This window comes from Streptomyces tagetis (assembly GCF_018069565.1).
Lineage (GTDB): Bacteria > Actinomycetota > Actinomycetes > Streptomycetales > Streptomycetaceae > Streptomyces > Streptomyces tagetis.
Genome location: NZ_JAGPNL010000007.1, coordinates 266,758 through 283,032, shown reverse-complemented (window position 1 = coordinate 283,032; position 16,275 = coordinate 266,758). Strand labels below are relative to the sequence as shown.

Here is a 16,275-nt window from a genome sequence, read left to right as displayed (position 1 = left end):
TATCGTCGAATGCGAGTCACGTTCGGAAGGAGCTTCTGCATGGGCATCTTCGACAGGTTCAAGAGCAGCCAGGCGGCGAAGGACAAGGCCAAGCGGGCCTCCGACGCGGCCGAGAAGCGGGTCAACGAGAAGACCGGCGGCAAGTACAAGGACCAGGTCGACACCGCGCAGCAGAAGGCCGAAGAGCGGTTCGGCATGGGTCGGGAGCGGGGTGGTGAAGGATCGCGGGACGACCGGTAGTCACCGGCCGGCGAGTGCGTCCCTGACGGCGCGCGCCGGCCGGGCGGCGCCGGTCCGTACCGGTGGCCCCGGCAGCGAAGCCGTCCGCGGAGTCAGCTCCGCGGACGGCTTCGCTGTCGTGCCTCACTCGGGCCTTCCGGCGCCCCGCCGTTCTCGGGCCGGGGTCACGACCCCAGGATGGACGCCAGGAACTCCCCGACCCAGCCGAGCAGTTGGCGGCCGACCAGCGGCTTGCCGCCGACCTTGGCGGTCTTGGGGCGCGGTACGAGGATCTGGTGGGCGGCGGGCTTGATGACGCTGCCCGGGTAGAGCCGCTTGAGCCGCAGCTCCTGCGACTCCCTCAACTCCACCGGGGCGAAGCGGATGTTGGTGCCCTGGAGGACGATCTCCCCGACGCCGCAGGCCCGTGCGAGCATGCGCAGCCCGGCGACGAGCAGCAGGTTCTCCACCGGCTCGGGCAACGGGCCGTAGCGGTCGGCGAGTTCCTCGCGGACGGCCTTGACGTCCTCCTCGCTGTTGGCGGAGGCGATGGAGCGGTACGCCTGGAGGCGCAGCCGCTCGCCGGGGGCGTAGTCGTGCGGGACGTGGGCGTCGACGGGCAGTTCGATCTTCACCTCGAGCGGCGGCTCCTCCTCGACACCGCCTTCCAGGGAGGCGCGGTAGTCGGCGACCGCCTCGCCGACCATGCGTACGTACAGGTCGAAGCCGACGCCCGCGATGTGGCCGGACTGCTCGCCGCCGAGCAGGTTGCCGGCGCCGCGGATCTCCAGGTCCTTCATGGCCACGTACATGCCCGCGCCCATCTCGGTGTGCTGGGCGATGGTGGCGAGCCGTTCGTGGGCGGTCTCGGTGAGCGGCTTCTCCGGCGGGTACAGGAAGTAGGCGTAGCCGCGTTCGCGGCCCCGGCCGACCCGGCCGCGCAACTGGTGGAGCTGGCTGAGGCCGAAGTTGTCGCCGCGTTCGACGATGAGGGTGTTGGCGTTGGAGATGTCGATGCCGGACTCGACGATGGTGGTCGAGACGAGGACGTCGTACTTCTTCTCCCAGAAGTCGACGACGACCTGTTCGAGGCTCTGTTCCGACATCTGGCCGTGGGCGGTGGCGATGCGGGCCTCGGGGACGATCTCGCGGAGCCGGGCAGCCGCGCGGTCGATGGACTCGACGCGGTTGTGGATGTAGAAGACCTGGCCCTCGCGCAGGAGTTCGCGGCGGACGGCGGCGCCGATCTGCTTCTGGTCGTAGGGGCCGACGAAGGTCAGCACGGGGTGCCGTTCCTCGGGCGGGGTGGTGATGGTGGACATCTCGCGGATGCCGGTGACCGCCATCTCCAGGGTGCGCGGGATGGGGGTGGCGGACATGGTGAGGACGTCGACGTTGGCGCGGAGCTTCTTGAGCTGCTCCTTGTGCTCGACGCCGAAGCGCTGCTCCTCGTCGACGATGACCAGGCCCAGGTCCTTGAACTTGGTCTCGGAGGAGAACAGGCGGTGGGTGCCGATGACGACGTCCACGGAGCCCTCGCGGAGCCCTTCCAGGACGGCCTTGGCCTCGGTGTCGGTCTGGAAGCGGGAGAGCGCCTTGACCTTCACCGGGAACTGGGCGTAACGCTCGCTGAACGTCCCGAAGTGCTGCTGCACGAGGAGCGTGGTGGGGACGAGGACGGCGACCTGCTTGCCGTCCTGGACGGCCTTGAAGGCGGCCCGCACGGCGATCTCGGTCTTGCCGTAGCCGACGTCGCCGCAGATCAGGCGGTCCATGGGGACCGTCTTCTCCATGTCGTCCTTGACCTCGGCGATGGTGGTGAGCTGGTCCGGGGTCTCCGCGTAGGGGAAGGCGTCCTCCAGCTCGCGCTGCCAGGGGGTGTCCGCGCCGAAGGGGTGTCCGGGGGCGGCCATCCGGGCGCTGTAGAGCTTGATCAGGTCGGCGGCGATCTCCTTGACCGCCTTCTTGGCGCGGGCCTTGGTCTTGGTCCAGTCGGCGCCGCCGAGGCGGTGCAGGGTGGGCGCCTCGCCGCCGACGTACTTGGTGATCTGCTCCAGTTGGTCGGTGGGGATGTAGAGGCGGTCGCCGGGCTGTCCGCGCTTGGCGGGGGCGTACTCGACGACGAGGTACTCGCGGGTGGCGCCCTGGACGGTGCGCTGCACCATCTCGATGTAGCGGCCGACGCCGTGCTGCTCGTGGACGATGTAGTCGCCGGACTCCAGGGTCAGCGGGTCGATCGTCTTGCGGCGCCGGGCGGGCATCCGGGCGCCGTCGCGGCCGGCGCTGCGCTGCCCGGACAGATCGGTCTCGGTGAGCACGGCGAGCCGGAGCCCGGCGTCGACGAAGCCGTGCTCGATGGAGCCGCAGGAGACGTGCACGACGGAGGGGCCCAGCGTGGTGAGGTCGGCCTCCAGCCGGGCGGCGATGCCCTCGCCGCCCAGCACCTCGACGGTGCGGGAGGCCGGTCCGTGGCCCTCGGTGACGTAGACCGCGCGCCAGCCGTCGGCGAGCCAGCCCTTGGTGTCGGCGAGGGCCTTGGCGGTGTCGCCGCGGTAGGTGTCGGGGGCGTGCATGCCGAGCTTGAGGGTGTCGGCCTCCTCCAGCGCGTCGTCGGCGGCGAAGGGCGACGACGACCACCACATCATGTTCAGCTCGCGGGCCCGGTCGCGGACGTCGGCGAGGGACCACAGGGAGGCGGCGCCGACGTCGATGGGGGCCTCGCCGCCGCCCGCGGTGGCGGCCCAGGACGCCTGGAGGAACTCCTGCGAGGTCGCCACCAGGTCGGCGGAGCGGGTGCGGACCCGCTCGGGGTCGCAGACGACGGCCATCGAGCCCTTGGGCATCACGTCGAGCAGCAGCTCCATGTCGTCGACGAGGACCGGGGCGAGGGATTCCATGCCCTCGACGGCGATGCCCTCGGCGATCTTGCCGAGGAGTTCGCCCAGCTCGGGGTGGCGTTCGGCGAGGACGCGGGCGCGTTCGCGGACCTCGTCGGTGAGCAGCAGCTCGCGGCAGGGCGGGGCCCACAGCCCCTGGTCGGCGACCTCCAGGGAGCGCTGGTCGGCGACCTTGAAGTAGCGGATCTCCTCGACGTCGTCGCCCCAGAACTCGATGCGCAGGGGGTGTTCCTCGGTGGGCGGGAACACGTCGAGGATGCCGCCGCGCACGGCGAACTCGCCGCGCTTCTCGACCAGCTCCACCCGGGAGTACGCGGCGGCGGCGAGGGCGTCGACGATCTCGCCGAGGTCGGCGCTCACTCCGGCCCGCAGCGCCACCGGTTCCAGGTCGCCGAGGCCCTTGACCTGCGGCTGGAGTACGGAGCGCACGGGGGCGACGACGACGGAGACGGGGCCGGTCTCGGGGTCGTCGGTCCGGGGGTGGGCGAGGCGGCGCAGGACGGCGAGGCGGCGGCCGACGGTGTCGCTGCGGGGGCTGAGGCGCTCGTGCGGGAGGGTCTCCCAGGAGGGGTACTCCACGACGCCCTCGGGCGGCAGCAGGGAGCGCAGGGCGGCGGCGAGGTCCTCGGCCTCCCGGCCGGTCGCCGTCACGGCGAGCACGGGGCGGCCCGACTCGCGGGCCAGCGCGGCGACCGAGAAGGCGCGGGCCGCGGGGGGCCCGACCAGGTCGACGTGCATGCGGTTGCCGTCCGAGGCGGCCGCGATCGCTTCCGCGAGGGCGGGGTCCTTGACGACGGCGTCGAGCAGACCGTGCAGGCTCATGAAGGGGGCGCTTCCGTGGGTGGACAACACGACGGGCCCGACACGCGGTGCGGGCCGGGGGTGTCCAGCGTACGACCCCGGTGGGCCGTTCACCCGGGATAACGGCCGGGGCGGCCCCGGGACCCGGGCCTCTCGGCCGGGCGCGGCACGGGGTACGGGGGTCGCGGTGAGCCCGGTCACGGGGCGGGGCGGGGCGGGCGGACACCGGCCCGGGGGAGGAGCCCCCGAAAGGCCGGGCCCCGCGGACGTCCCCCTCGTCCGCGGGGCCCGGCCCCTCCCCCGTGCCCCCGTGGGCCCGTGCCCCCGCGGGCCGGCTAGTCGGTGGCGATGGCGTTCAGGACGTTCATCCGGCCCGCCCGGAAGGCCGGGATCAGGGCGGCGAAGAGGCCGACGAAGGCCGATCCGACGAAGACGCCGAGGATGGTCGGCCACGGGATGTCGAGGGTGTTGAGGCCCTCCAGGGCGAGCAGCCGCTGCGCCGTGATGCCCCAGCCCATGCCCAGGCCGAGGCCGAGCAGGGCGCCGAAGAGGGCGATGACGACGGACTCCATGCGGATCATGCGGCGGAGCTGGCGGCGGGAGAGGCCGATCGCCCGCATCAGGCCGATCTCGCGGGTCCGCTCGACCACGGAGAGGGCCAGGGTGTTCACCACGCCGAGCACGGCGACGATGATCGCCAGGGCGAGGAGTCCGTAGACCATGTTGAGGAGCTGGCCGACCTGGTCGCGCAGTTCCTGCTTGAAGTCGGTCTGGTCGAGGACCTGGTACTGCGGGTACGGGTCCAGGGACTTCTTGAGCGCGGTGTACGCCTCGCCCTGGCGGCCGTCCTCGGCCTTGGCGAACATGATCACGTTGGGCGGGATCTTCTCGGCCGGGACGTACTTGAGCATGGTGTCCATGCTCAGGTAGCGCGCGCCCTGGTCGATGGCGGTGTCGTCGTCGGTGACGGCGGCGACCTTGAGCCGGGCACTCTCGCCGCCCTTGAAGGCGACGGTGAGGGTGTCGCCGACCCGCACGCCGTGCTCCTCGGCGTACTTCGAGCCGACCGACATGGAGTCCGGCGCGTAGGCGTCCGCCAGGCTGCCCTGGGTGGTTGGGCGGCGCAGGTCCTCGGCGTAGGTGGGGTCGGCGGCGGTGACGCCGGTGTCGTCGGTCTTGCCGTCGGGCGAGGTGAGCGTGGCGTCGAGGACCTTGTAGCGGGTGACGTGGGCCAGGCCGGGGGTGTCCTGCATGGCCTTCTCGGCCTGCGGGACGATCGGCTGGTTGCCCTGGACGATGAAGTCCGCGCCGACCGACTTGTCCAGTTCGCCGGTGGCCGAGGCGACCATCGAGGAGCCGACCACCGAGAGGCAGGCGACCAGGGCGAGGCCGATCATCAGGGCGGCGCCGGTGGCACCGGTACGGCGCGGGTTGCGCAGCGCGTTGCGCTCGGCGAGGCGGCCGACGGGGCCGAAGGCGCGCAGCAGCAGGGCGCTGATCACCCGGACGACGACGCCGGCGAGCAGCGGGCCGACCGCGACGAAGCCGACGAGGGTGAGGACCACGCCGAGGCCGAGCAGCGAGGCTCCGTCGCCCGCCTTGTCGGCGGCGGCGGCGGCGAGCAGGGCGGCGGCCCCGGCGCCGGTGAGGAGCAGGCCGACCAGTGCGCGCACCAGTCCGGCCTTGCCGTCGGCCGGGGTTCCGGCGTCGCGCAGGGCGGCCATCGGGGAGATCTTCCCGGCGCGGCGGGCGGGCAGGTAGGCGGCGAGGACGGTGACGACGATGCCGAGGGCCAGGCCGACGACGGGGGTGGTGGCCTTCACGGTCAGGTCGTCGGTGGAGAGGTTCATGCCCGCGGCGGACATCAGCTTCATCAGGCCGACGGCGATGCCGACGCCGGCCGCGACGCCGAGGACGGAGCCGACGACGCCGAGCAGCAGCGCCTCGGTCAGCACCGAGCGGTTGACCTGCCGGCGGGAGGAGCCGATGGCCCGCATGAGGCCGATCTCGCGGGTGCGCTGGGCGACCAGCATCGAGAAGGTGTTGACGATCAGGAAGATGCCGACCAGGAAGGCGATCCCGGCGAAGCCGAGCATGGCGTACTTGATGACGTTCATGAACTCGGCGATGTCCTGCCGGTTCTCGTCGGCGTTCTCCTCGGACGTCTGGATCTTGAAGTCGGCGCCGAGGGTGCGGGAGACGTTCTCCTTCAGCCGCTCGTCGGAGACGCCGTCGGCGGCGGTGATGTTGAGCTGGCTGAACGCCTCGGTGCTGCCGAGCAGGGCACGCTGGGCGGTGGCGGTGTCGAAGTAGACGATGGCGGCGCCGGGGTTGGTGGTCTTGAAGGTGGCGATGCCGGCGATCCGGGCCGTCACGTCGCCGGTCTGGGCGATGGTGCGCAGGGTGTCGCCGAGCTTGAGGCCGTGCTTGTCGGCGGTGTCGGCGTCGACCATCACCTCGGTGGCGCCCTCGGGCGCGTGGCCGGAGGTTATCTCCATGGACTTGAGGTCGGTCCTCGTCCAGTTGCCGGCGATGGTGGGGGCGCCGCCCGAGGCGCCGACGTTCTTGTTGCGGGAGTCGACGACGGTGACGTTCATGGAGAAGACGGCGCCCTCGGCCGCCGCGACGCCCTCGGCCGAGCGGACCCGGTCCAGGGTGGCGGCGGGCAGCGTCTCGGGCAGCCCGTTCTGGCCGTTCTCCTCGGCCTTGGCGTCCTTGGGCAGGACGGTCACGTCGGCCGAGGTGGCGGCGAAGAGCTTGTCGAAGGTCGTGTTCATGGTGTCGGTGAACACGAGGGTGCCGCAGACGAAGGCCACCGACAGCAGCACGGCCACCGCGGAGAGGGCCATCCGCCCCTTGTGCGCGAGGAAGTTGCGCAGCGAGGTCTTGAGGACGGTCATGACGTGCGCCCCCGGGCGTCGAAGTCCTTCATGCGGTCCAGGACGGCGTCGGCGGTCGGCTGGAGCATCTCGTCGACGATCCGGCCGTCGGCCAGGTAGAGGACGCGGTCGGCGTAGCTGGCGGCGACCGGGTCGTGGGTGACCATGACGATGGTCTGGCCCAGTTCGTCGACGGAGCGGCGCAGGAAGCCCAGCACCTCGGCGCCGGCCCGGGAGTCGAGGTTGCCGGTGGGCTCGTCGCCAAAGATGATCTCGGGCCGGGCGGCGAGGGCGCGGGCCACGGCGACGCGCTGCTGCTGTCCGCCGGAGAGCTGGGTGGGCCGGTGCTTGAGCCGACCGGCGAGGCCGACGGTCTCCACCACCCGGTCCAGCCACGCCTGGTCGGGCTTGCGGCCGGCGATGTCCATGGGCAGCGTGATGTTCTCCAGGGCGTTCAGGGTGGGCAGCAGGTTGAACGCCTGGAAGATGAAGCCGACCCGGTCCCGGCGCAGTTGGGTGAGCTTCTTGTCCTTGAGGCCGGTGATCTCGGTCTCGTCCAGGTGGATGGTGCCGCTGGTGACGGTGTCGAGGCCGGCCAGGCAGTGCATCAGGGTGGACTTGCCGGACCCGGAGGGGCCCATGATCGCGGTGAACCGGCCGCGGGCTATGTCCACGTCCACGTGGTCCAGGGCCAGCACCCGGGTCTCCCCGGCCCCGTACGCCTTGACGACCTGACGCGCCCGCGCGGCGACGGCCGTACGCCCTTCGGTGCTCCCGTGTCGGGGGATGGTCACGGCCGATGTCATCTCTTGTCTCCTAAGTCGGTCATCCATGGGGCCGCCGGGTGCCGGCGGCGGGTGCTGCGTGCGGTCGTGGACGTCGTACGGACGGCGGACGCGGACCGGTGGCCCGCGCCGGGTGCGCGCCGTGGCGGGAGGAACGCCCGCACCGAAGAGTCTCCCGGGCCGGGCGCCCGTCGACGATGGTGCTCGGCGCACTCTTCGACGGGGGAAAACCCCACCCCCCACGCTCCGGTGCACCGCCCCCCAGCGGCGTAAGGCCAGCCTAAGGACACCGGCCGCTCCGGCTCGTCCTCCGCCGGTACGACCCCGCCCCGGGCCCTTGTACGGAGATACCCCTAGGGGCTCTCCGCCCCGGGAGGCGGGCTCTCTCGGGGTCGCGCTCCTGCCCGGGGGCGGATCGGGCCGCGGCCCCCGGTGCGCCCGGCCTCCGCCCTCCCGCCGCGTCAGGGTCAAGTGGCAAGCCGGGCCCGGGGCTTGGCCGCGCGGCGAGACGAGGTGACGACCGGCGGGCGGGGCGGGGGCCGGTGCGTGGGGTCGGGGGCTGGGCGGGGCCCGACCCCGGGGGTGGCTGCGGCCGGGTGGGCGGGGGGGCGGGTATATGGGACCGGCGGGGGCCGGGTGCATGGGACCGGCAGGGCCCGGAGCGCGAGACCGGCGGGGCCGTTACTCCGCGCCCTGGGTGGTGAGGATGCGGAGGGTCTCGCGGACGGTCGCGGTCTGGTTCTGGACGTCGTCCCACGCCTCGCCGTGCTCGCACAGGACGCGTTCGGTCTCGAGGGCGATCCGTTCGGCCCGCGCCCCGGCCTCGGCGAGCAGCGCGGCGGCGCGCGCCTCCGCCTCCTCCTGTCCGCGCCGGACCTCCTCCCGGGCCTCGGCGAGGGCGCGTCCGGCCTCGGCCAGGCGGTGTCCGGCGCGGTCGGCCGGCTCGGCGTGCCGGGCGTCGAGGGCCGCGGCCTGCCGCTCCGCCGCCCGCTCGGCGCGGGCCGCGCGGGCGGTGTGCCGCTCGTCCTGCCCGGTACGGAGGGCGGCGGCCTTCCGGCGCGTCACGCGGAGCGCGGCCAGCAGTTCCCGGCGTCCGGCGCGCACCTCGTGCCGGGCGGCGATCCGTACCGCGTCGGCCTCCGCGCGGGCCGCCGACAGCCGCTGCCGGGCCGTCTCGTCCGCCTCGGCGCGTACGGCGCCGGCCCGCGCCCGCGCCTCCTCCGCCACGCCCTCCGCGGCGGCGCGCGCCGCGTCCCGTACGCCGTCGGCCGCGCGCCGCGCCCGCTCCCGTACGGCGTCGGCCTCCCGGCGGGCGAGCCGGAACAGGTCGCGGGCGTCCTCGCCCAGTTCGTCGTAGGTCTGCGGGGCGAGGCCCGCCACCGTCGCGCGCAGCCGCTCCAGTTCGGCGCCCATCTCGCGGGCGAGCACGGTGAGCCGGGCGGCCCGTTCCCAGGCGGCGTCGCGTTCCGCGGAGAGGGCCGCGGTCCACGCGTCGGCCTGGTCGGGGCGGTAACCGCGCCCGCGTACGGTCACGAAGCCGTGCGGGGACGCCGGTGTGTTCCTCATGCCGGTCCTCCAGTTCGCGCGAGTCTCCCCCGATTCCATGACAATCCGCGCACATCTTGAAGGATCGGACGCGGGCGTTCATAACGCGACACTCCGGCGGGAGGTCACGCGAGGGCGCACGGCGGGGCGCACGGCCGGGTACGGGACCGGGCACGCGGAAGGGGCCGGGCCCGGTGGCTCCCCCGCGTACGGGGGTCTCCGGGCCCGGCCCCTTCCGGGCGGGCGGCTCAGCGGCGCCGGTTCACAGCAGCCCGTCCCACATCTGCTCCAGCAGCACCGACCACCAGCTCTCCGGCGAGCCGAGGGCCGCCGGGTCGAGCGCGGCGAGCTGGGCCTGGAAGTCGACCGTCCAGCGGCCGGCCTGCTCCTGGTTGAGGCCGAACCGCAGCCGCCACATCCGGCCGAGCAGCGCCAGGCACCGGGCGAACTCCGGCAGCCCCGTGTTCACGAACTGCGGCGGCACGGGGGCGCCGCCGGGGCCGCCCTCCACCGGCACGGCCACGATGTTGGCGGTGCCGTACTGCACGCAGATCGCGCGGCCGAAGTCGCTGCCGACGACGAGGTACGAACCCGCGTCGGAGGACGGCCGCACGGACCGTTCGGCCGCCAGCTCGGCCAACGTCGGCACCGGGCGGCCCGGCTGGGCCTGCGCCCAGAAGAACGGGCCCATGTCCAGCGGGAGTCCGGCCGCGACCAGGGTGTGCGCGACGACCGGCGGCACGCCCTGGCGGGAGACCGCGGCGTGCTCGAACCGGAAGACACCCGGCCCGAACGCGCCCGCCAGCTCCTGCCCGATGGCCTCCGGCGGGACCGGCGGCGCGGGCGGCACCGGGGGCAGCGGCGCCCGCACCGGGGCCGGGCGGGCCGGTCCGTCGGCGACCTGGTGCAACTCGCCCTGGTGGACGAGGAGTTGCCGCATCCCCTGCTGACGGCTGGCGTGGTCGGTGCCGTACGGGGCGATGGAGGTGATACGTGCCTGCGGCCACTGCTCGCGGATCATCCGCGCGCAGTAGGCGCCCGGCAGTTCGCAGGACTCCAGCTCGGTGTGGAGCTCCAGCACCTGGTCCGGGGGCACGTTCATGGCCCGCAGCTCGTGGAAGATCTGCCACTCGGGGTGCGGCATGCCCGGCGCCGAACGCCGGATGAGCTGCTGCTCGGAGCCGTCCTGCGCCCGGTAGCGCAGCACGGCCTGGTAGCCGGGGCCGACGGTCGGCAGTCCGGCGGGCGGCTGCGGGTAGCCGTACGCGTGCGGCTGCCCCGGCGGCGCCATCGCGCCGGGCGGGGGCGGGGGTACGGCACCCGGGGCGCCGTACCCGCCGGGGACACCGGGCGGGCCGGGGGGCTGCGGCGGACCGGAGACGGGGGGCGCGGCCAGCACCGTCTCCGCGTGGTGCACGGCGCCGTGCGCGCCGCCCGCGGAGCCGTGCGTGCCGGGGGCGCCCGGCGCGGAGGGGGGCGGCGGGGTGCCGGGACCGCCGGGTACCGCGCCGGGTGCGCCGGGCGGCGCCGGGGGCTGGGGCACGCCGCCGCCGGTGCCGCCGGGGCCGGCCAGCATCGTGGCGGCGTGGTGCATCCCGCCGGGGGGCGTCGTGCCCCCGGGGGTGCCGGCCGGGGGCGGGGTGGCGCCCGGGGCGGCGGGAGGGCTCGGCGGCGGGGGCGTCGGAGGGCCGGCGACACCGCCGGGGCCGCCGATCGAGGACACCATCTGCGTCGGCACGTAGCCACCGGCCGGGCCGCCCTGCGAACCGCCCGGGACACCCGGCGGGGGCGGCGGGGGCGGGGTCGCCGGGCCGTCGCTCCGCCGCGGCGGGGGCGCCGCCTTGCTGGTCGCGGCGTCCGCGATGTCCCCGGCGTCCGGCGCGGGCGGCGGCGGTACGGCCGGCCCGGCGGGCGGGGTGACGGGGGCGGATGACGGGGTGGCCGGGGCGGGGAGCGCGGGCGCGACGGCGGTGGGCGGCAGACCGCTGCCGCCGGACATCAGTGCCGTCTTGGCGTCCGGGGTCGCGGCGGGCGGGACGATCCCCGCGTCGGCACGGCTCAGCGGCGGCGCGACCACCGTCTCGGGCAGCGGTACGGAACGGTCCTCACCGGCGTCCGCGGTGGTGTCCGTCCCCGCCCAGGGCGTCGTCCCGGAGGCCGACCCGGTCGGCTCCGACGGAACCGGCACGGCCGGGGCGAACGGGGCAGCCGGAGCGACCGGGGCACCCGGCACGACGGAGGACCCCGGCCCACCCGGCACCCCCGCGCCCACGGACGAGCCCGCCGCACTCGACGGGCCCGCCGGGGCCGAGCCCTCGTGACCGGCCGCCGCGGGCCACCCCGTACCGGAGTCGCGCGGGGCGTGTGCCGGGTCCGCGCCGGAGCCCGGCGCCGCGGGCGGGCCCGCGAGGGTCTGGGCCGGGGCACCGGCACCGCCCGTGCCCGCCGCGGCGGGCCACCGCGCGCCGCTGTCCGGGCCGGACGCGGCACCCGGGGCCCGGCCGGTGCCCGGACCGGAGGTGGCGCTCGTCGTCGGCCCGCTCGGAGGTGTGGCCCCGCCCGGAGCCATGGGCCCGCTCGGAGGCGTGGCCCCGCCCGGAGCCGTCGGCCCGCCCGAGGCCGCCGGTCCCGCCGCGTCCCGCCGCTCGCGTTCCTCGCCCCGCCGGTCCGGGATGCCCAGCTTGTCCGCCGCCTCCTGCAACCACTCCGGCGGACTCAGCAGGAACGACGTCTGGTTGAGGTCCACCCGCGCCGCCGCCGGGGCCGGCGCCGGTCCCTGACCGTCCGTCTCGGGGCGGCCGTACTCCTCCTCGTAGCGGCGGACCACCTCGCCGACCGGCAGTCCGGGCCAGAGCGTGGCCTCGCCGCTGTCCCGGGCGATCACCAGCCGCTGGGCGCCGCCGTCCGAGCGCGGACCGTCGGCGCGGTCCTCCGCCCACACCACGAACCCGAGGTCGAACTCGCGCACCCGCACCTCGCGGTGCTGGTACGCCGGCAGCTCCCCGTTGATCCACTCCTCGGCGCGCTCCTGCGCCTGCGCGAACGTCACCATCGTCAGCTCACTCCCCTACCGACGCCACGGACACCGCTCGCGCGAAACCGCCGTCCACCATCAGGTTCGCCACGGTCTCCAGCTCCGGCGGGGAGCCCGCCAGCCGGGCCAGGAAGGCGTCGAAGTCGTCCCCGCAGGGCAGCAGCAGCCGCTCCACCCGCTCGGCGGGGGACCAGGCCGGGTCAACGTCCCGCGCGTCGTCGTAGGCGCAGAACCAGACCGAGCCGATCCGCTCGCCCTTCACCTTCACGGCCAGCAGCCCGCCCTGGACGAAGGCGACGCCCAGGTAGTCCTTGGTCAGGTGGTCCCGCAGGCACTTGTTGACGTAGACGAGGTCGTTGACCGCCGCCTCGTCGCGCACCGTGAAGAACGGCTGGTCCAGCAGGAGGCCGAGTTCCGCGTCGAGCGCGGTGCCGACCGGGGCGCAGCCGCCCGCCGCCTTCAGGAAGGAGCGGTAGGCGCCCGGCAGCCGGTAGCCGAGGTCCTCCTCGACGCCCTGCACCTGCTGCTCGGTCACGGCCACGCCCGACTTGGGCAGTCCGAAGTGGGCCGGCCGCGTCTCCTGCAACGGGCGGGTCCCGCGCTTGTCCTGGTCCACCGGGGCGAGCGCGATGCCGCCGTGGTGCCGCAGCAGCGCCTTCACCTCGACCGGGACCAGCTCCAGGCGCCGGGTGCCGGCCACGTGGTGCCAGGTCCAGTTGTGCGGCGTCGCCACGGCGGGCACGGTGTCCCACAGGTCGTGGCCGGAGGCGGACAGCGCGGCGTTGGCCGACACGTAGTCCGTCAGCCTCAGTTCGTCGACGCCGAAGCCCTCGGGCGGTTCGGCGATCTCGGCGATGGCGCGGGCGTAGGGCGTGAAAACGGGGTAGCCGCCCTCGTCGACCCGTACCCCTCTCGGGTGACGGGCCGCCCGGACGGGGTCCGGGAAGTGCACGACCTGTCCGGCGTACGCCGCGTTCGGCGGCGCGCTGCCTGCCCCGGCCTGGCGGCCGGGATGTACCCCCGGCCCGAGCCCACCTGTCGTCATGGCTCTTGCCCCCTGCGGCGTCTGTCCGTCGTCTGTCAGCACTCTCCGGCGTCACCGCCCGAATGCGCGGTGCCGACAGCCTATGCGGTACGCGGACACCGGTCATCGGCGGCGGACGCCCGCCCGCCCGTATCCGTGACCTGCCGTCACCCCGTCGTGACGGACCGCCCCCGGCCTGGCGTGTCGCACCGCCCCAGCTACCGCACCAGCCCCGTGATTTGGCACTCTGTGGCTTCCGGGGGGATGCTCAGGAGGGGAAGATGATCATGAGTGCGACGCAGACGGGGCCTCACACGGGCCGGTCGGACGACCCCCGTACCGGTGACCCCCGTATCGGCTGGAGCGCCAGTGAGGCGGCCCACGCGCCCGTCCTGCTGCACCGCCGGGACGGCATCCTGCCCACCGTCGCCGCCGCCCTGTCCGTGCGCGGCACGACCCTCACGGGCACCGCCGCCCGAGCCGACACGCCGCCCGCGCTGCACCCGCTCGTCCAGGACTTCCTGGACGCCCTCACCAGCGGCCAGCGCGACCGTTTCACCGGCCGCTGCGCCGAGGCGATCCTCATCTCGCGGCACCTCGCCGCCGCCGACGCCGCCCGCAGCAAACGCGCCTCGCGCAAGCCCATGACCAACGGGGAGGCACGCAAAGCCCTCAAACACGCCAAACTGACCACCCGCCGCATCCGCGAGGACGGCGACCCCCTGCACGGCGGCTTCGCCGCCCCCTGCCGGGCCTGCGCCGCGCTCAGCGCCCACTTCGGCGTGCGCGTCGTGGACCCCACGCGGGGCGACCGCTGACGGCCGCCGACGACGGGCCGCACCGACCGGACCCACGAGACGAACCAAAGGCAGATGCACGCCGACCGCACCTCCACCACCCGTTTCCCCGTACCCGTCGACGCCGCGCTGCGCGACGCCGGCTGGCAGCCCGGCCGCTGGGACATCAAGCAGGCCGAGATCTGGGCCGACACCCTGCGCGAGCACACCTCGCCCGCCGGACACCGGCACGCCGTCTTCCCCGCCGCCGTCGAGGCGTGGGCCGAGTTCGGCGGACTGCGGCTCGCCCCCACGGGGCCCGGCCGGCAGATCGCCCCGGCCGCACTCGACCTCGACCCGCTGCACGGGCTGCACCTGGCGCGCACCCTCGGCGACCTCGGCCGCGCCCTCGGCACCCAGACCTGCCCGATCGGCGCCGAGACGGACACGCAGGCGCTGCTCGCCATCGACGCCGAGGGCCGGGTCTACGCCCTGGACCACACCGGCGACTGGTACCTCGGCGCCGACATCGACCAGGCACTCGCCGCCCTCGTCGCCGGCACCCGCCCCGACCGCCTCACCCTCGGCTGACCGCCCCGGCGCCCGGACCGCGCCACCCCGCGCCGGAGCCCGACGCCATCCGGACCCGGTGCCCCCGGCCGAAAACCGCCCCCGGGAGCACCGCGGCCCGACGCACACCGTCACGGCCGACGCAGACCGGGACGGCCAGACGGAGCCCCGGCCGAAAGCCCGCCCCACCCCGCGCCCGCCCCGCCTACGCCGCCGGGATCACCGCCGATACGCGGAAGCCCCCCGCGTCAGTCGGCCCCGACACGAACGCGCCACCCAGGGCGGAGACCCGCTCCTTCATCCCCACCAGCCCGTTGCCGCCCGAGGGCAGCCGGGCGAAGGAGGCCGAGGACGCCTCGGGCGGGGGCTCGTTCTCGACCTGCATGGCGATCTCGGAGACGCGGTGCGCGAGCCGTACGTGCGTCTTCGCGCCGGCCGCGTGCTTGTGGACGTTGGTCAGCGCCTCCTGCACCACCCGGAACGCCGTCTGCTCCACCTCGGGCGCGTACGCCCGCTGCTCCCCCTCGACGGACAGGGCGACGACCATGCCGGCCGCCGCCGACTGGCCGATCAGCTCGTCCAGCTCCGACAGCCAGGGCCCCTCGGCCGCGCGGCCCTCGTCCTCGGCCGCCCGCGAGGCCGCCGCGGCGGCAGCCGCGCCCACCGCCGCCAGCGGTACCGGCGTCCGCTCGCGCGGGGCGTCGCTCCCGCTGCGCAGCACGCCGAGCATCTCGCGCAGCTCCGTCAGCGCCTGCCGGCCCATGTCCCCCACCAGCGCCGCGTTGCGGACGGCCTTCTCGGGGTCCTTGCGGGCGACGGCCTGGAGGGCGGCGGCGTGCACCACCATGAGGCTCACCCGGTGCGCGACGACGTCGTGCATCTCGCGGGCGATCCGGGTCCGCTCCTCGTTGCGGGCCCACTCGGCCCGCTCCTCGGCCCGCTCGGCGAGCAGTTGCAGCTCCCGCTCCAGGCTGTCCGCGCGCTCGCGCAGGCTCTCCATCAGCCGCCGCCGGGCGCCGACGTACATGCCGAGCAGCACCGGCGGCGCGGTCACGCCGAGCGCGGTGGTGATCGAGGCGAACGGCACGAACCACTCGCCGACCCCCATGTCCCCGCGCGCCATGTCCTGCCGCACCTGTACGTAGGTGACGATCAGCATGCCCAGCAGGGACATGCCCGCCAGCGAGGCGATGATCCGGCGCGGCAGCTCCGAGGCGGCCAGGGTGTAGAGGCCGACGATGCCCATGAGGGCGCCCATCTGGGCCGGTGTGACGGCGATCGTCACCAGGACGACCGCGATGGGCCACCTGCGCCGCACCACCAGCACCGAGCCGGCCAGCAGCCCGAACAGGACCCCGGCCGTCGCCGGGATGCCCGCGTCCCGCGCGAACGGGACCCCCTCCACCGCGCATTCCAGGGCGGACGCGAGGGCCAGGCCCACATCGAGCACCGCGCCGCGCCGCCGGTCCCACCACCAGGGCCCGCCCCGGGCCGGTGCGTGGTCTTCCCCCGTCGTGGTCATGCCTCCCAGACTACGGGCGCGCGCGGGCGTCCCCGGGGTGACTTTCACGGACCGGACGGGACCGGAGCGCGCGCCGGTGCCGGTGGCCGGGGCCCGGCCGTCGCTGCTGTCCCCGGGACGCGACTCCGGTAAGGTCTGACGCGCCGTCCCCCGTGGTGTAACTGGCAGCACACTGGTTTTTGGTACCAGCAGGACAAGGTTCGAATCCTTGCGGGGGAGCCAC

10 protein-coding genes and 1 tRNA gene are annotated in these 16,275 nt (G+C 74.9%); 4 read left to right on the top strand and 7 right to left on the bottom strand.

The genetic code is table 11. The features are described 5' to 3' along the window. The first annotated feature begins 39 nt into the window (after nt 1-39). A complete protein-coding gene (locus J5Y05_RS23865) occupies nt 40-240 on the top strand; it encodes an antitoxin (protein WP_210875110.1) in 201 nt (66 codons plus the stop codon). A 164-nt stretch (nt 241-404) separates the two neighbouring features. Here the strand turns inward: J5Y05_RS23865 and mfd are convergent, their stop codons facing one another. The 6 genes from mfd to J5Y05_RS23835 all read right to left on the bottom strand — a co-directional run bounded on the left by mfd (nt 405) and on the right by J5Y05_RS23835 (nt 13,205). Then, nucleotides 405-3,938: a transcription-repair coupling factor gene (mfd, locus tag J5Y05_RS23860; RefSeq protein WP_210875109.1), complete on the bottom strand. Its 3,534-nt coding sequence runs from the start codon at nt 3,936-3,938 to the stop codon at nt 405-407. Between the two features lie 314 nt (nt 3,939-4,252). Then, nucleotides 4,253-6,817 (bottom strand): ABC transporter permease, encoded by a 2,565-nt coding sequence (locus J5Y05_RS23855; RefSeq protein ID WP_210875108.1) that lies wholly within the window; start codon nt 6,815-6,817, stop codon nt 4,253-4,255. Then, the gene (locus J5Y05_RS23850; RefSeq protein WP_210875107.1) at nt 6,814-7,602 is read right to left on the bottom strand and encodes an ABC transporter ATP-binding protein; all 789 of its coding nucleotides are present in this window, start codon (nt 7,600-7,602) and stop codon (nt 6,814-6,816) included. Before J5Y05_RS23850 ends, J5Y05_RS23855 begins: the two co-directional genes overlap by 4 nt. 660 nt (nt 7,603-8,262) lie before the next feature. Next, entirely contained in the window at nt 8,263-9,147 is an 885-nt protein-coding gene (locus J5Y05_RS23845) for a cellulose-binding protein (protein ID WP_210875106.1), read from the bottom strand. Nucleotides 9,148-9,388: 241 nt separating this feature from the next. Next, entirely contained in the window at nt 9,389-12,178 is a 2,790-nt protein-coding gene (locus J5Y05_RS23840) for an SUKH-4 family immunity protein (protein WP_210875105.1), read from the bottom strand. Nucleotides 12,179-12,185: 7 nt separating this feature from the next. Next, nucleotides 12,186-13,205, bottom strand: coding sequence for an SMI1/KNR4 family protein (locus J5Y05_RS23835; protein WP_210875104.1), 1,020 nt, complete (start codon nt 13,203-13,205; stop codon nt 12,186-12,188). Nucleotides 13,206-13,471: 266 nt separating this feature from the next. Here J5Y05_RS23835 and J5Y05_RS23830 point away from each other — a divergent pair, with 266 nt between their 5' ends. Continuing rightward, nucleotides 13,472-14,002 (top strand): YwqJ-related putative deaminase, encoded by a 531-nt coding sequence (locus J5Y05_RS23830; RefSeq protein ID WP_210875103.1) that lies wholly within the window; start codon nt 13,472-13,474, stop codon nt 14,000-14,002. 54 nt (nt 14,003-14,056) lie between these two features. Continuing rightward, nucleotides 14,057-14,551, top strand: a complete 495-nt coding sequence (locus tag J5Y05_RS23825; protein WP_210875102.1) for an SUKH-3 domain-containing protein — start codon at nt 14,057-14,059, stop codon at nt 14,549-14,551. A 184-nt stretch (nt 14,552-14,735) separates the two neighbouring features. On the opposite strand, the gene J5Y05_RS23820 is transcribed toward J5Y05_RS23825, so the two are convergent. Continuing rightward, complete coding sequence (locus tag J5Y05_RS23820) at nt 14,736-16,052, bottom strand: sensor histidine kinase (protein WP_210875101.1); 1,317 nt, start codon at nt 16,050-16,052, stop codon at nt 14,736-14,738. A 146-nt stretch (nt 16,053-16,198) separates the two neighbouring features. Here J5Y05_RS23820 and J5Y05_RS23815 point away from each other — a divergent pair. After that, nucleotides 16,199-16,274: transfer RNA gene (locus J5Y05_RS23815), tRNA-Gln, on the top strand. Nucleotide 16,275: the final 1 nt, after the last annotated feature.

What these genes read in the sequence shown, in the direction of transcription:
- J5Y05_RS23865 (WP_210875110.1), top strand. Translation starts at nt 40, where the DNA reads ATGGGCATCTTCGACAGGTTCAAGAGCAGCCAGGCGGCGAAGGACAAG.
- mfd (WP_210875109.1), bottom strand. Translation starts at nt 3,938, where the DNA reads ATGAGCCTGCACGGTCTGCTCGACGCCGTCGTCAAGGACCCCGCCCTC.
- J5Y05_RS23855 (WP_210875108.1), bottom strand. Translation starts at nt 6,817, where the DNA reads ATGACCGTCCTCAAGACCTCGCTGCGCAACTTCCTCGCGCACAAGGGG.
- J5Y05_RS23850 (WP_210875107.1), bottom strand. Translation starts at nt 7,602, where the DNA reads ATGACATCGGCCGTGACCATCCCCCGACACGGGAGCACCGAAGGGCGT.
- J5Y05_RS23845 (WP_210875106.1), bottom strand. Translation starts at nt 9,147, where the DNA reads ATGAGGAACACACCGGCGTCCCCGCACGGCTTCGTGACCGTACGCGGG.
- J5Y05_RS23840 (WP_210875105.1), bottom strand. Translation starts at nt 12,178, where the DNA reads ATGGTGACGTTCGCGCAGGCGCAGGAGCGCGCCGAGGAGTGGATCAAC.
- J5Y05_RS23835 (WP_210875104.1), bottom strand. Translation starts at nt 13,205, where the DNA reads ATGACGACAGGTGGGCTCGGGCCGGGGGTACATCCCGGCCGCCAGGCC.
- J5Y05_RS23830 (WP_210875103.1), top strand. Translation starts at nt 13,472, where the DNA reads ATGAGTGCGACGCAGACGGGGCCTCACACGGGCCGGTCGGACGACCCC.
- J5Y05_RS23825 (WP_210875102.1), top strand. Translation starts at nt 14,057, where the DNA reads ATGCACGCCGACCGCACCTCCACCACCCGTTTCCCCGTACCCGTCGAC.
- J5Y05_RS23820 (WP_210875101.1), bottom strand. Translation starts at nt 16,052, where the DNA reads ATGACCACGACGGGGGAAGACCACGCACCGGCCCGGGGCGGGCCCTGG.